At 42.6% G+C, this 15473-nt stretch carries 18 protein-coding genes; 9 read left to right on the top strand and 9 right to left on the bottom strand.

What is annotated here, in order from left to right:
• Positions 1-23: 23 nt before the first annotated feature.
• The 7 genes from ACA086_RS14200 to ACA086_RS14230 all read left to right on the top strand — a co-directional run bounded on the left by ACA086_RS14200 (position 24) and on the right by ACA086_RS14230 (position 5451).
• Positions 24-668, top strand: coding sequence for a hypothetical protein (locus ACA086_RS14200; protein WP_371004010.1), 645 nt, complete (start codon positions 24-26; stop codon positions 666-668).
• Complete coding sequence (locus ACA086_RS14205; protein WP_369746829.1) at positions 665-1096, top strand: nitrous oxide reductase accessory protein NosL; 432 nt, start codon at positions 665-667, stop codon at positions 1094-1096. Before ACA086_RS14200 ends, ACA086_RS14205 begins: the two co-directional genes overlap by 4 nt.
• A gap of 130 nt (positions 1097-1226) precedes the next feature.
• Positions 1227-1421 (top strand): hypothetical protein, encoded by a 195-nt coding sequence (locus ACA086_RS14210; protein WP_369746830.1) that lies wholly within the window; start codon positions 1227-1229, stop codon positions 1419-1421.
• A 74-nt stretch (positions 1422-1495) separates the two neighbouring features.
• Entirely contained in the window at positions 1496-2731 is a 1236-nt protein-coding gene (locus ACA086_RS14215; protein ID WP_371004011.1) for a nitrous oxide reductase family maturation protein NosD, read from the top strand.
• The gene (locus ACA086_RS14220; RefSeq protein ID WP_369746832.1) at positions 2728-3438 is read left to right on the top strand and encodes an ABC transporter ATP-binding protein; all 711 of its coding nucleotides are present in this window, start codon (positions 2728-2730) and stop codon (positions 3436-3438) included. Before ACA086_RS14215 ends, ACA086_RS14220 begins: the two co-directional genes overlap by 4 nt.
• A complete protein-coding gene (locus ACA086_RS14225) occupies positions 3431-4213 on the top strand; it encodes an ABC transporter permease (RefSeq protein WP_371004014.1) in 783 nt (260 codons plus the stop codon). The genes ACA086_RS14220 and ACA086_RS14225 overlap by 8 nt, the downstream gene beginning before the upstream one ends.
• Before the next feature lie 29 nt (positions 4214-4242).
• A complete protein-coding gene (locus ACA086_RS14230; protein WP_369746834.1) occupies positions 4243-5451 on the top strand; it encodes a hypothetical protein in 1209 nt (402 codons plus the stop codon).
• A gap of 175 nt (positions 5452-5626) precedes the next feature.
• Here the strand turns inward: ACA086_RS14230 and ACA086_RS14235 are convergent, their stop codons facing one another.
• Positions 5627-6505, bottom strand: coding sequence for an alpha/beta hydrolase family protein (locus tag ACA086_RS14235; protein WP_371004015.1), 879 nt, complete (start codon positions 6503-6505; stop codon positions 5627-5629).
• 69 nt (positions 6506-6574) lie between these two features.
• Positions 6575-7324: an iron-sulfur cluster repair di-iron protein gene (gene ric, locus ACA086_RS14240; protein ID WP_369746836.1), complete on the bottom strand. Its 750-nt coding sequence runs from the start codon at positions 7322-7324 to the stop codon at positions 6575-6577.
• Positions 7325-7983: 659 nt separating this feature from the next.
• Between ric and nrdG the strand changes: the two genes are divergently transcribed.
• The gene (gene nrdG / locus ACA086_RS14245) at positions 7984-8433 is read left to right on the top strand and encodes an anaerobic ribonucleoside-triphosphate reductase activating protein (RefSeq protein ID WP_369746837.1); all 450 of its coding nucleotides are present in this window, start codon (positions 7984-7986) and stop codon (positions 8431-8433) included.
• Positions 8434-8441: 8 nt separating this feature from the next.
• Positions 8442-10334, top strand: coding sequence for an anaerobic ribonucleoside-triphosphate reductase (nrdD, locus tag ACA086_RS14250; protein ID WP_369746838.1), 1893 nt, complete (start codon positions 8442-8444; stop codon positions 10332-10334).
• Positions 10335-10433: 99 nt separating this feature from the next.
• Here the strand turns inward: nrdD and ACA086_RS14255 are convergent, their stop codons facing one another.
• The 7 genes from ACA086_RS14255 to ACA086_RS14285 all read right to left on the bottom strand — a co-directional run bounded on the left by ACA086_RS14255 (position 10434) and on the right by ACA086_RS14285 (position 15453).
• A complete protein-coding gene (locus tag ACA086_RS14255; protein ID WP_369746839.1) occupies positions 10434-10877 on the bottom strand; it encodes an Rrf2 family transcriptional regulator in 444 nt (147 codons plus the stop codon).
• A 184-nt stretch (positions 10878-11061) separates the two neighbouring features.
• Positions 11062-11568 carry a DUF1643 domain-containing protein gene (locus ACA086_RS14260; RefSeq protein WP_371004016.1) on the bottom strand — a complete coding sequence of 169 codons (507 nt, stop codon included), beginning with the start codon at positions 11566-11568 and terminating at the stop codon, positions 11062-11064.
• A gap of 38 nt (positions 11569-11606) precedes the next feature.
• A complete protein-coding gene (gene deoD, locus ACA086_RS14265) occupies positions 11607-12305 on the bottom strand; it encodes a purine-nucleoside phosphorylase (protein WP_371004017.1) in 699 nt (232 codons plus the stop codon).
• A 10-nt stretch (positions 12306-12315) separates the two neighbouring features.
• Positions 12316-12957: a deoxyribose-phosphate aldolase gene (gene deoC, locus ACA086_RS14270; protein WP_371004018.1), complete on the bottom strand. Its 642-nt coding sequence runs from the start codon at positions 12955-12957 to the stop codon at positions 12316-12318.
• Positions 12958-12969: 12 nt separating this feature from the next.
• Positions 12970-14241 (bottom strand): acetyl-CoA hydrolase/transferase family protein, encoded by a 1272-nt coding sequence (locus ACA086_RS14275; RefSeq protein ID WP_371004019.1) that lies wholly within the window; start codon positions 14239-14241, stop codon positions 12970-12972.
• A 49-nt stretch (positions 14242-14290) separates the two neighbouring features.
• Positions 14291-14998 (bottom strand): sulfite exporter TauE/SafE family protein, encoded by a 708-nt coding sequence (locus ACA086_RS14280; protein WP_371004020.1) that lies wholly within the window; start codon positions 14996-14998, stop codon positions 14291-14293.
• Positions 14999-15006: 8 nt separating this feature from the next.
• On the bottom strand, positions 15007-15453 hold the full coding sequence (locus ACA086_RS14285; protein WP_371004021.1) for a FixH family protein: 447 nt from the start codon (positions 15451-15453) through the stop codon (positions 15007-15009).
• Between the last annotated feature and the right edge of the window lie 20 nt (positions 15454-15473).

Below are 15473 nucleotides of genomic sequence, written 5' to 3' on the forward strand. Positions count from 1 at the left end.
ATCTGCACTAATTGATGAATGAAATGAAAAAGGCAAGTATACTGATGATTATAGGCCCCTTATTTCTCTTAGGACTATATGTTTTTCCATTGTGGACGATCATGCTTGGTGCTCCGCAATATCCGGATCCTCTTGGTATGAATATTCATATAAATGGGATCAGGGATGTCAACGAATTTGATATCCAGAATATCGATGGACTAAATCATTACATTGGTATGAAAACCCTTCCCAAACCTGAGGAAATGTGGGAGTTTAGTACTTTCCCAATTGTTATAGGGATAATGATTGGTCTTGGAGTACTTGTGGGGATTCTCGGGTATTTAAAAAAAGTCGATTTTCGATGGTTTTTAGGCTGGTTTGTTTTGATGTCTGTTCTCGGGGTGCTGGGGATGTACGACTTCAACGAATGGATGGTAGACTATGGCACGAATCTAGATCCTAATGCTATTATGAAACTGGCCAATCCTGACGGTACACCTATGTCTTATAAACCACCTCTGTTCGGATATGCCAAGATGCTCAACTTTGATGTGTCATCCCTCCCATCAACAGGCGCCTGGATGATGTTTACCGGAATGATGCTTACTCTGGTTGCTTCCTACATGGGTTGGAAAAGCAAAAAAATATCGAACGTCAGAAAGACAAAACCTTTAGCTGCCTCATGAAAAAAGTATGGCTTTTGATTACATTCCTGATCATTGGATACGGATGCTCTAGGGGACCAAAACCCATTGATTATGGTTCGGATGGTTGTCATTATTGCAGGATGACCATTGTTGACCGGCAGCATGCGGCTGAGATTGTTACCCAAAAAGGAAGGGTGTATAAATTCGATGCCACTGAATGTATGCTCAATCAATTGAAGGATTTTGAAGAGGTAGAGCTGGAATTGTTTCTGGTCAATGATTATGATAGCCCGGGCACACTGATAGATGCCACCAAAGCGACATTTTTGATCAGTAAAAATATTCCCAGCCCTATGGGGGAATTTCTGACAGCTTTCAAAACTCCTGAGAATGCTCAGGAGGCAAAAAATGTAAATGGAGGCGAGCTCTACACCTGGGATGAATTAAAAGTAAGATTTGAAAACTAAAAAAAATGATTATTAAGGTTCAGCGGTTTTTCCCTGCCAAAAGAAACAGACAATAATTGGGCCCGAAGCCAAATCCTGAACCAAACACCACCCGAAGATTAACCTTATCACATAAAATATCAATACCAGCATGAAACGCTTAAGAATAGTTTTCTCAGGATTCCTATGCCTTTTTATTACCCATGTTCTCGCTCATTCATATGACCACTGTGCACATTGTTCCATGGATATCAGAAATGACAGGTTCAGAGCAAAGGCTGTGACCAATGACGGCAACACGCTTACCCTGATGCAGAATTTGGACCCCCATGTATCAAAACTATAATGGTATCTTTATGGACTTAGATTATACGGTGAACGCTTCGATCATGCACACAGTATTGTAAGGAAAATGAATAGATGAATCTAAATAAAGTAATTTCGGTCTTGTTCCTGATGTTCTGTTGGTCTGCCCAGGCCCGGACCGTTGAGGTCTGTGAGTCCTGCCCCGTTAAGACTATTCGCGAGGGAGTTGCCCTGGCCTCGGAATATGACACACTTCTGGTCCTTGAAGGAACCTACAGGGAATTCAATATCCTGGTAGACAAACCCCTAACCATCTTAGGACGGGGATACCCGGTCATCGATGGAGAGGAACAAGGGGAGATCATCAGGATTGCCTCAGACCATGTTACTGTTGACGGCCTTTATATTATTAATGTGGGGACAAGTTATACTTCAGATTATGCGGCAATCAGGGTGGTAAAAAGCACTGATTTCCTGATCCAGAATGTCGTACTTGAAAATCTTTTCTTTGGGATCTATATTGAGAAATCGGAACGCGGCAGGATCTATCACAACAAGATCATCGGGGATGCCAGGGATGAGTATAATTCAGGCAACGGGATCCAGCTTTGGTATTCCAAACACGTGGAGGTGGAACGAAACATTGTCAGTGGCACACGGGATGGGATCTATCTGGAGTTCTCTGACTATATTACCATAAGGGATAACCATAGCCTGGATAATCTCCGGTATGGCCTTCACTTTATGTTTTCCAATGATGACATGTATACTGATAATACCTTTGAGCGGAATGGGGCAGGAGTGGCCGTAATGTTCTCCAAAAGGATAAAGATGTATGGAAATACCTTTCGAAAAAACTGGGGTGCGGCAGCCTACGGGATGCTCCTGAAGGAGATCAATGATGCCGAAATTAAAGGGAATACCTTTGAAGAGAACACCGTTGGAATCAACATCGAGGGCTCCAACCGCATCGTATATGAGGGAAATGATTTCAGGAATAACGGATGGGCAATAAAGGTTTTAGGGGCATGTTATTCCAATACCTTTACCCGAAATAATTTTCTTTATAATTCCTTTGACATTTCCTATAACAGCCGATTGAATGACAATGTGTTCGACAGAAATTACTGGAGTAACTATACAGGATACGACCTGGACAAGAACGGTGTGGGAGATGTCCCCTACAGACCCGTAAAACTGTTTTCCTATATTGTGAACCGAACACCAGAAACGATTATTCTTCTAAGAAGTCTGTTTATGGATATCATCGATTTCTCGGAAAAAGTATCCCCCGTATTTACACCAGACAATCTGTTTGACGCTAACCCTTTAATGAAAAAGAACCCATGATCCACATAAAAGATCTCCATAAGAAATTTGGAAAGAACGAGGTGCTCCGCGGCATTGATCTGGAAATCAGTTCCAGAGGAATAGTCGCTATCCTGGGGCCAAACGGTTCCGGAAAGACCACACTTATCAAATCTATCCTGGGCATGGTACTGCCTGATAAGGGATCTATTTCGATTTCCGGAAAAAACATCAGAAACCAATGGCGATACCGCAAGGAAATCGAATATCTGCCTCAGATCGCGAATTTCCCGGGCAACCTGAAGGTAAAAGAACTCATAGAAATGATAAAGGACCTCCACCAGACCACGACTAATGAAGAACAGCTTATCGATCTGTTCGGGCTGCAACCTTTTCTCGACAAAAAACTGGGAACGCTATCAGGCGGAACCAAGCAAAAAGTGAATATTGTACTCACCTTTATGTTTGACAAGCCCTTGATCATCCTGGACGAACCTACAACAGGCCTGGACCCCAATGCCCTGATCCGGCTTAAGGAACTGATCCGTTACGAAAGGACCAATGGGAAGACCATTTTACTGACCTCGCATATCATGCACTTTGTGGAAGAAATGGCCGATGAGATTATTTACCTGCTTGAAGGCCAGATCTATTTCAAAGGAAGTGTGGAAGAACTGAAAAAACAGACCAAACAGAACGATGTTGAACATGCCATAGCGGCCATTGCAAACAAATCAGCCCATGTTTAAAATCCTTAAATACAGTTTTTTTGACCTGATGAGGAGCAGTTGGAGCTATTTCTATTTTTTATTCTACCTGGCATTGGGCTTTGTCCTGCTTTTTTTGAATAACGATGTATCTAAAGCGATAATTACCCTAATGAATATCATCATTGTGCTGGTCCCGCTTATTGGGACCATTTTCGGAATCATGTATTATTACAATTCCAGAGAGTTTACAGAACTATTGTTGGCCCAGCCAATAAAAAGATCTTCGATCTTTTTGGGACAATACCTCGGGGTAGCCCTCTCACTAACCTTGAGCTTGCTGTTGGGACTGGGAATACCTTTCGTAGCATATGGATTATTAAAAAGCACCGTAATCTTTGATTTTTCCCTCTTGCTGATGAACGGAACATTTCTGACCCTGATTTTCACCGCACTGTCCTTTAACCTCGCACTGATGCATGAAAACAGGATCAAGGGTTTTGGGTATGCCATCCTGGTCTGGTTGTTCCTGGCCGTTATCTACGATGGTTTGTTCCTCATGTCCCTCATTGTTTTTGAGGAATATCCCCTGGACACTTTCTCCCTTGTCGCTACCATGTTCAATCCTGTTGATCTCTCCAGGACACTGATCCTGCTCAAACTAGACATTTCTGCCCTATTGGGCTATACGGGGGCCGTCTTTAAAAATTTCTTTGGCACCAATCTGGGTTTCATAATTTCCATGACCGCCCTTCTGCTTTGGACCATTCTGCCTGTTTGGCACCTTAGTTATTTGTCAAAACGCAAGGATTTTTAAGCTAAAAGAATGCTCAGGGAACGGCTGTCATGAATCTAAGGAACCATATCCATACAGCGCTGTTCTATTTTGCCATAGCGGCTATACTGGGAGTCGTCCTAAGGTCGTTCGGGCTCTTTGGCTGGGCAGTTGAATACAAGTACATTGTACATACCCATTCGCACATCGCCCTCCTTGGTTGGGTTTATCTTGCATTGACCACCATTTTGGTTAAGACTTTCCTGAACCCTGAAGGGCAGAGTACGAACTATCGCTATCTTTTCTGGTTTACCCAGCTTACCCTTTGCGGGATGCTGCTGACATTCCCTATTCAGGGCTATGGCGCATTTTCTATTGCATTTTCTACCCTGTTCCTCTTTGCATCCTACTGGTTCTTCTGGTTTTTTTCAAAACATGTTAAAAAGGAACTTAAGGAACGATATAGCTATAAATTCATCAAGGCCTCCCTCTGGTATATGGTGCTTTCCAGTGCGGGTCCCTGGGCCCTGGGAGGGATAATCGCAACTTTGGGCCCCGCGTCCATCTGGTATCGTATGGCTATCTATTTTTATCTGCATTTCCAATACAATGGGTGGATGATTTTATCCTTGGTTGGGTTAGTGTTATTCATTCTGGAGCAAAGACAAACGCAGTTCCCGAATATAATCCTCAGGCCACTCTACTGGTTATTAAACATCGGGGTTATCCTTACACTGCTTTTGTCTGCGCTATGGGTAGAACCGCCGCTGATTTTCAACTATTTAGGGGCCTTGGGGGCAATACTTCAGCTTGCTGCTGTCTTTTTGTTTTTGAAGATGTGCTGGGACTTTGCCCGCAAGTCTCAGATTCCCGTCTTCAGAAGAAGACTTATGAGAATCATGGGTCTGATCGTATTTTTCAAACTCATTTTGCAGGGAATAGGTGCAATTCCCTACTTCTCAGCTTTGGCAGTACGTATATTGGATTTTACCATCGGATACCTTCATTTAACATTTCTGGGCCTCATTACCCTGGGTATATTCCTGGTGCTGGAATATTGGAAGATGATAAAAATACCCCGCGGGTTGTACATTATGTACTTATCGGGCTTTGCTTTAACGGAAGGACTGATCTTTTACCGGGCGATGGCGAGCTGGCTCAATTTTCCGGTTTTCGGGAATTTCTCCATGGCACTATCCCTGGCCAGTTTATTTCTTGCTTTGGGCATTGTTAGTATTTTGGTATCTAATATACGATCTGGCATTTTCGGAAACAGATGATTTCCATCGGCAGCCGGCAACCGACCAAATACCTGCATTGAGAGTAATGGGGAACTATAGAAGTGAGAAAAATTTATTCCGATCTCTGGAAACCCTGTCTTTGTTGGAAACATGACATAAATGGGTTCTGACCTATCTTGATTTAAATACAATTGTGAGGGTTTCAGCAGGGTATTCACCTGGACTTCGAGTACATGATCCAGTCATATAGGTCATGCATCAGTTGGCCAGACACATTTTTATAGGAGTGATTGGTCTGGTAGATGAGACACCTTATATTTTGAGATTTGTTCTTTTTTAGCTGCCGGTATAGAGGAAGAATATGGTCCTCCATGCTCACCGTAGAATCATCAAGGCCACCGACCATCAGAATATCCACATCGGCCAATTTTGCGGATTGGTTGTAAATATCAAAATGTTCCCGATTTAGAAGTAGTTCCTTGATAGGCACCTCAAATTCAAAATCTACCGGACCATCTGGCTTTTCGATTTCCCTGAAATACCCGGAATAGGCTATTTGCAGATCCTGGCTGGCATCCAGTTGTTGAGCAAATATCCCTAAATCTCCTCCTGAGATACTAATAACCCTTTTTATACTCGGATCGTTCACCGCCTGGATCATGGACATATGCCCCCCAAAACTGTAGCCTCCAACGACAAGTCGGGTAGTATCTAAAGGGTATTTTGCAGCGAGGTCATCTGATTTTATGAAGCTCAATGCTGCGCCAATATCTTCCAGGGAGTTTGAAAGGCTTTGCTTTCCGACACTCTCAAAACATCCCCTGAAATCGAAGGTAAACACATTGATCCCCTTTGCTGACAAGGTTTTCCCGATATTCCAAATATCCCCTGTTTCCATGAAACCCTGGCTAAAGATCAGGGTAGGGGAAGCCGGAGTACCTGATTTGTAGAAATATCCTCTGATCTCATACCCATGGCTATCAAAGTAAAGGGTATCACATGGTGATTGTCCATAGGAAAGGGCCATTGAGGCAAGAACCGCAACTAAAGTGGCAAGAATTCCTGTCTTTCTCTTGTTGAATGATGTTCTCATTTTCAAGAATATGTTATTTCCTTTTGTAACGAGAATAAGCAAAATACTGCTAACTAGTCAACTAAATAATCATATGGCTTGATTTCTGGGCATTTTTAGCACCATCTCCCGCTCCAACTTCTCAGCCTTTGGAAAAAGGATATTATTTTCCAGGTGGACATGCAGATGTAAATCCTCTTCAAACTCCTTTAGCATTAAAAAGGCTACTTTGTATGTGCTGCATGCATCCGACGGAGGGGTATAGGAATGGGTAAGACTGGATATTTTACTGAAAATATCTCCGGCGCTTTCATGTTCGTCCCGCATGGTCTGAATGGGGTTGGTAACGGTGAGGAATCTGGGTGATTCTACAGCTTCATTATGCTTTAAGGAAAGGACCATTTTCCGGATAAAGGGAAACAGGACGAGCTCTTCCTTTTTCATGTGCATGGTGAGTTCGCCAGCACACTCTGAGAACAACCTGTAAATTTCCTTTAATTCAGGATGCCTTTCACCATGTACTGTATTGATCTTGTGCAGATATTGCTTTAATATTGGAATTCGTTCCTCTACATAGCGATGATGTTTTTGCTCAATGTGATCTGCCAAGACATTGAGGGGCAATGTGTTGAAATTGTCCCCCTGCTTTTCGCCATCGCTTGTCAAGGCTTCAATCTCTTTCACCACTATTTCCACCTCTACTTTCTTTTTGCTGCACACCTCGTAAAGGTTACGATTTCCATTACAACAAAAATCAATACCATATTTGCTGAAAACTGCCGCGCTCCTGTAGTCCTCTGCTACTATTTGACCAACTTCTTTATCTAATAAACTATTCATAATGATTGACCTATAAATTATTTAGAGCAAATATAAATAATAAAATATAAAAAGGTCATATTATAGTTATATAAATGAAAATTTTTTTCTTTGATGGTGTAAATCTATTCCGAATCCAAATAATAACTAAAAAGGAATGATTGAAATCATGGTTGCATATTCATAAATCAAATAATTGAAGGTATACACAAAATGAAAGTTCAAAAAATGGATACTGCCACTAATGGCATCAAAAAAACATTGATTATTGAATGAATACTAAAAATCTGTGGCAGCCCCTACTGTTTTTTTATTTGTCTAGCAGGAGTGTGAATGATCGGTTTTTAGACCTATGACGATGCCTTGTCAGTGATCAGTTATGAAACGGAATACTTACCTGAACTTTCCTTGATAAAACAATAGTCCTGTTACCCACCTACCTGTTTTCACAGGCCGGGGTAGAGGACAGCATGGGTATTAGGAAATAATCAAGTACCAAAATCTTCATCTCAATCCCAGGCGGCGGCATATCCGACAGTGTTAATGTCTGACCCACAGGGTAATATTCCCAGTCTCAAGCATTGTTGAAAACCTTTTAATAACTCAATAGGATAACACCAAATTTTATAACTTTTGAAATTAATTTTAAAAAAGATAAAATAATCATTTAATCCTGTATTATGTATTGTTATGATTTTCACGTTGTTCTCCAGGAAGTTCCTGGGGAGATAAGTCTCTGTTTTACCATATCGGGTTGTCCCCTGCGCTGCGAAGGATGCCATTCCCCTTTCTTGTGGAAAAAAAGGAATGGAGAAAAAATAACCTCCCGAACCTATAAACAGATACTGAAGCGATATTTTGGTTTTGCCACGTGTGTAGTGTTCATGGGAGGGGAATGGCATAGGAATGAACTGATCAAAAAACTGAAGTATGCTCGTAACCAGGGATATAAAACATGTCTCTATTCCGGTGCAGAGGATGTGGATGAAAAAATCCTGGAACACTTAACCTGGGTGAAGACTGGTAGGTGGGATAAAAATAGGGGTGGTCTCAACAGCAAAACGACAAATCAGGTTTTTCGGGAGGTAAAAAGCAACAAAGTACTAAACTCTTTATTCATCACTAATTAAATATAGATATGATACGACTCACAGAAGAACAGATTACAAACAAAATCGAATTTATTACCCATTATCTGCATTCAGATAATGCAGCAGATGGTTCCAAGGTAGATGCCAACGCTAACGTTACTTCAAAAAACATCGCCACCATGGAAGCCGAATTGAACAAGGATATCAATATTCAGGTAAACAGGATATTGGTAAAACAAAAGATCTCTTCCCTGTTCGGGCCTGAGCTGGCGGAAGAATATATAAGGCAGATCGAGTCGCACGAAATCTATGTACATGATGAAACCTCATTAAAACCCTACTGTGCCTCCATCAGTATGTACCCCTTCCTGCTGGATGGCCTCACCAAACTAGGGGGAGAAAGCCAGGCACCCAAGCACCTGGAGAGCTTCTGTGGAGAGTTTGTCAACCTTGTATTTGCTGTAAGCTCCCAATTCGCCGGCGCATTGGCGACCGTAGAATTCCTGATGTACTTCGACCATTTTGCAGCCAAGGACTATGGAAAAAACTATCTGGAAACCCATGAGAAACTTATTGCCAACCATTTGCAACATGTGATATACGCCATCAACCAGCCCGCTGCCGCCAGGGGGTACCAATCTGTATTTTGGAATATTTCCCTATATGACAGGCCTTATTTTGAGAGTATGTTCGGCGATTTTGTATTTCCGGATATGGTGCGTCCCCAATGGGAAAGCGTCAAAAACCTTCAGGCTTATTTCATGAAATGGTTCAACGAGGAACGCACGAAGGCTGTTCTGACCTTCCCTGTGGTGACAGCGGCTATGCTGGTTAAGGACGGGAACCCTGCAGATAGTGAATTCTCCGAGATGTGTGCAAAAGAACTCAGTGAGGGAAATTCCTTTTTTATCTATCAGTCTGAAAATGCGGATAGCCTTGCATCCTGCTGCAGGCTGCGTAATGAAATCAGTGACAAAACATTCAGTTATTCATTGGGTGCGGGGGGCGTGGCCACGGGCTCTATCAATGTTATTACCTTAAACATGAATAGGCTTATACAGCAAAATGCGGATATAACAGAGGAGGTCAGAAAGGTACATAAATACCAGGTCGCTTTCAGAAAGCTAATTGATGAATACAATACAGCAGGCATGCTACCGGTTTACCGATCGGGGTTTATCTCCCTCGATAAACAATTTCTTACTATTGGAATCAATGGCATGGTGGAAGCCGCGGAAAGCAGAGGAATCGAGGTAGGAAACAATGCATCGTACAAAAATTTCGTCAATACATATCTGAAAGCGATCTATCAGGAAAACAGGATAGCCAAAGAGCAATATGGATACATGTTCAACACGGAGTTCGTGCCTGCAGAGAATCTGGGGGTAAAAAATGCCAAGTGGGACAGGGAGGATGGATTGTTTGTGCCCAGGGATTGCTATAACTCTTACTTTTATGTCGTGGAGGATGATAATACAAATTCACTGGATAAGATCATTCTGCATGGAAAAGAGATCATTCAGTATCTGGATGGTGGTTCCGCATTACACCTGAACCTGGAGGAAACGCCTAACAAGGAAGGGTTTTTAAAACTTATCCACGCCACGGCCAGGGCCGGGTGTAATTACTTCTGTTTTAATATCAGAATTACGATCTGTAATGATTGTTCACATATCGACAAGAGGACCATATGGCAATGTAGTGGCTGCGGATCGTCTAATATTGATCATGCTACCCGGGTGATCGGGTATCTGAAACGTATTTCAAATTATAGTTCGGGCAGGCAGAAAGAACATCAGCTCCGGCATTATCACACCCAGAATAAAAGTAGCCTTGCCAATAACAGGAGGGAAGAGCTCCAACAAAGTTTAAGGGCCCATAAAGTTGGGGATAAGAATGGAGCAATTACGGAGGAGGTGAATATGGCAGACAGACGATAGGTAGATCGACAGGAGGACTATGTCATGCCAAAAGGATATCCCTGACGAATTTATTTGTCGGGGATCGTCTTTTCCAATATTTAATGGGGTTCCTGAAGTTTAAATAATTCCTTTTAAGGAAATTATAGTCCCGTCCTTTTTCATTTCCTCGACCAGAGTAACAATGCTCTTCTCCTTAAAATGGGCCAATAAATTTTCTTTGAAAGGGGAGACGATATGGTGTACCGGGCAGGGATTGACGTTGTTGCATTTGACCAGGCCCAAAAAACAATCGTCAAACTTGAATTCCCCGTCAATAGAAACGATGATATCCCACAACGTATTGGACAGGTTATCCTCGTTGAGAAAAAATCCACCTCCGGGCCCCTTGGAAGATGAGACCAGATGATCAACAGTTAGCTTTCTTAGCAATTGCGCCAAAAAAGGCTGTGGAACTTCCAACTCCTCTGCAATAGTCTGAGCTTTCAGTTTGTTCTGTTCACTGCTCTTCATTCCGAGGTAGATTACTGCTCTAATGGCATATTTACAAGCGTTTGTCAGCAAAATTAATACAGGATTAAGTAAACAATAAAAAGGTATTATGATCTAAAAATAAGGAATTATGCTGATTCCTGATTAGAACGATCGGGATTTCCAAAAATACAGACCACCCTCAGTTCAGAAATAGCCCTATCTCAATTCCTGTATGTACATGTTGGAAAGGTTATCTACTTAAGTCATATGGCTCTCAATGGATCTCAAAGGGCTCTATGAAATCAGTATACCTTCCTCTGGAAGGATGCTTCCTCGTCATTAAAATTTCTTTCTTTCCGAATTTTTTGAGCATATTGTGGCTCATCTGCTGGCGCTCAGAAAACGGATTCCTTTTCCCCCAGGCAAGAAGGACTATATCGGCATCACGGATAGCTCTTTCAAGATAGATGTCATTTTGTTTCCCAATATCCTCTTTCTTTCCCTCAAAGTCCCGGGTTTGAATACGGGCAAACTGATTGACAATAATACATTGGTTTACCTCTCTGAATTCTGGTAATTCCTTTTCAAAAATGAGTTTTTCCAGAAATTGAACCGACTTGTCAGCGATGTCTTCATCAGCCACACTTGGATTTTGCATGATGACACAGACAGTTTTGCCAGGTTTCCTGTGGAGATTTTTTAAAGTCAGTAAATATCGAAATTGCCTGCAGTCGGAAAATACACCTTTTACCTCAATATGTGGTAGATGTCTGTATGTCATGTTACCGAGAATAAAGTACTTACTTGGTTCAGAAATTATTAAGCGATATTCAAGGCTATTTCCACCATGTCATTAAAGCTACTTTCTCGTTCTTCCGGACTTGTAGCTACACCGGTTACAAGGGAATCTGAAATGGTCAGGATGGCCAGAGCTTTCACTTTGTGCTTAGCTGCAATTGTATAGAGTCCGGCTGTTTCCATCTCCACGCATAAGACTCCGTAATCAGCCCACTTTTTGTAATCGTCTAAATCATCTTCATAATAGAGGTCATGCGTAAGGATATTCCCTGCTTTAATTGAAATATTGTTGGCCTTTGCATAGGTTTGTGCTTTTTCAAAGAGCTCGAAATTCGCAGTGGGGGCAAAATGTCCCCCGTTAAATCGCTGCTCATTGATAGAAGATGTAGTGGAGGCAGACATGGCAAGGATCACATCCCTGATACCAATCTCTTTCTGATAGCTGCCAGCCGTCCCAACCCTGATGAGATTTTTAGCCCCGTACATATTTATCAGCTCGTGGTAATAGATCATTGCTGACGGGATCCCCATACCACTTCCCTGCACAGAAACGCGCTTCCCATTGTAAAATCCTGTATATCCCAGCATCCCGCGAACCTGATTGTAGCAAACAGCCTTATCCAGGTAGGTTTCTGCTATCCATTTTGCCCTGAGTGGGTCTCCCGGGAGTAATACGGTTTCAGCAACATCACCTTTCTTCGCATTGATATGTGTACTCATAGTATGTGTTTTATTCCTCCATCATTTTTACCCCTGAAGATGTGCCGATTCTTGTTGCTCCTGCCTTGATGTACTGCAAGGCAGTTTCCCGCTCCCGGATGCCTCCTGAGGCTTTAATCCCGGCTTTATCCCCAACGCTTTCTTTCATGATTTTAACTGCCTTTAGTGTAGCGCCCGCGGGTCCGAAACCGGTTGAGGTTTTAACCAGGTCTGCCCCCCCTTCGAGGCATAATTCACAGGCCGTCCGGATTTCTTCATCGGAAAGATAGCAAGTTTCAAGGATCACCTTGAGGACCCCTTTTTGAATTACACTTTTAATACTCTTAATTTCGGTGATTATTTGTTGATGTCGACCTGATTTAAACCATCCAGGGTTGAGGACCATATCAATTTCGTCTGCTCCCTGTTTTATGCAGTATTTCGCCTCGTTGATCTTGGCCTCTGTTGCCATTGCGCCCAGTGGAAATCCTATAACCGCAGCCAGTTTAACTTCTGTGGCACCGAGTATTTCCCGAGCCAGTGGAAGGTAGCAACTATTGACACAGACCGCGTAAAAATTATGGTGTACTGCTTCTTCACACAAGGCCTTAATATCGTCTTCCGTGGCCGTGGGTTTTAGCAAAGTATGGTCTATGTATTGATTCAAATGCATTTTATGTTTTCATTAGTCACGTTCAAATCTTTCATAGGCAGCCTTGGAAAGCTCTTCTCTATGGTTGGGATGGGCGATGGAGATCAAGGCCTTTGCCCTTTGGTGCAGGTTTTTCCCGAAAAGGTTGACCACTCCAAATTCTGTTGCCACATAATGCACATGGGCCCGTGTAGTGGTAACGCCCGCCCCGTGTTTCAAGGTAGGGGTAATTTTGGAAATCCCGTTTTTTGTCTGAGAAGTGAAAGCAAAAATAGGTTTACCTCCTTCAGAAAGGGAAGCAGCACGGATAAAATCCATCTGTCCGCCCACTCCGGAGATTTGTCGGGTACCCACACTATCGGCACAGATCTGTCCGGTAAGGTCGATTTCAACTGCACTGTTAATCGCAGTAACTTTTGGATTTTGTAAAATCACATTCGTATCATTGGTATAAGCAGCTTCTTTGAAGTTGACAATGGGGTTGTCATCCACGAAGTCGTATAAATCCTGTGAACCAGCCGCAAAACAGGTAACGATACGTCCCGATTTTAAGGTTTTTTCTTCCCCGGTGATCACCCCTTTTTCTACCAAGGGAAGTAAACCGTCGGAAAACATCTCTGTATGTACGCCCAGTCTATTGTGATTATCCAGATTGGTGAGCACGGCATTCGGGATATTACCTATTCCCAACTGCAGGGTGGCACCATCTTCGATTAGCTCGGCCACATGCCGGCCGATCTGATGTTCGATATCAGATATGGCACCCATGGGATGAACATGCAGGGGGGCATCCACCTCTATGGCAGCATCAATCTCGCTGAAATGGATAATGCCATCTCCGTGTGTCCTTGGTACACAGGGATTAATCTGGGCAATAACGAGTTTAGCCGTTTGAATAGCCGGAAGGGTAACGTCTACGGAAACTCCTAAAGAACAATATCCGTGTTTGTCAGGAGGGGAAACCTGGATCAGTGCAACGTCAAGAGGAAGAATATTCCTTCTGAAGAGCAGATGGATTTCACTGAGAAATATAGGGATATAATCCCCCTTATTGGTATTGACGGCCTTTCTGACATTTCCCCCAACAAAACAACTATTAATACTAAATGCTTTATTGTAAGGGGGGGTGGCATAGTGAACGCTGCCTTCAGTATGAATAGATATGATTTCCACATCCGATAAGTCCTCATATCGGTCGCATATGGCATTCATAAGGGTATTTGGAGTCATGGCGGCTCCCTGCAGGAAAACCCGGTCGCCCGATTTGATCAGGGCAGCGGCTTCCGATTTCGAAACAATTTTCATTCTTTAATAAGTTAAGGTCCTGTAATTTCCCCGGATTAGAGGAGAGGGTTCAGGGTTGATGACATTCTATTTGTGTTGTTATTTGAGGCGATGCAGGTTTAGGGGATAAATATGGAATTCCCAGACCCATTCCGCGTAAGATAAAAAGGATGCCGATCACCACGACGAAGATAGGGATTAGTCTTCGGATTTTTTGTCGTATCTGAGGTTGCAAAAGGCCTCCAATATAAGCAGCCGTGGTCATCAGCGGGATTGTTCCCAAACCAAACAGGGCCATATACATAGCTCCGCTAAATGGTGATGCCATAGCAATGGAAGCGAATAAGGCCATATAGACAAGGCCACAGGGTAAAAAACCATTGAGGAAGCCTATGGTGAGAAAGGTATCCGGAGTTCTCTTTTTCAGCGCTTCCCCTAAAGCTGATTTAACCCTCGATACTCCCGTGTATATCGGGCGGGAAAAACTGAATTTTCTCATATATTTTTCCGGAATAACAATAGCAAGGATGATGATGGCCCCAATAATGATCGACAGGTTTTGTTGTGCCCCGAAGAGATACAATCCTTTGCCAAAGAAACCAAAGGCAAGACCCATAATGCTATAAGTAAGTATCCTGCCAAAATGATAAAGAAAGAGCTGGCCGAACATCCTGGTCTTGTTATCTCTGCTCAGAGGTAACATAAAGGCTATAGGCCCACACATCCCAACGCAGTGAAGACTACCGAGTAGTCCCAATAAAAAAGCTGTATAAACCATTTTCTCAGTTAATAGGTAAAACTTTTTCTGAACAAATAAGTTTCACCTTCATAATCCCAGCTAACATCAATGTCCCAGCGACCATCCAACAAACGTTTGTCAGGTATGAGCAAATGTGTATTGGATAAACTTATTGGAAAGTCAAAATCCAAGTGTTTATTGGACGGTCTGTAAAGGGACACTTTTCCATTTATTTTTGAGGGGATCATATTTTCGGGAAACCTGACAGTCATTCCAGAGTCGGTTCTGATCAGTTGTGGAGGATAGGGTAATTTGCTTACCACTTCCATGGCGTCAATCTCCTTCTGGTACGACAGTTCCTTTTTGTAATATTCTTCCGTAACCAGATCGTGATTAGCCCTGTCGTCCATACTCATCCTGACGACAAAGAAGAGGATAAAGGCTATAAAACCTATAAACGACAACACAATTCCAGTACCCCAGTTAATTTTCATATTTCTTTTCTTTTCTGTAT

Source organism: Muriicola sp. E247 (assembly GCF_041358175.1).
Classification (GTDB): domain Bacteria; phylum Bacteroidota; class Bacteroidia; order Flavobacteriales; family Flavobacteriaceae; genus Muriicola.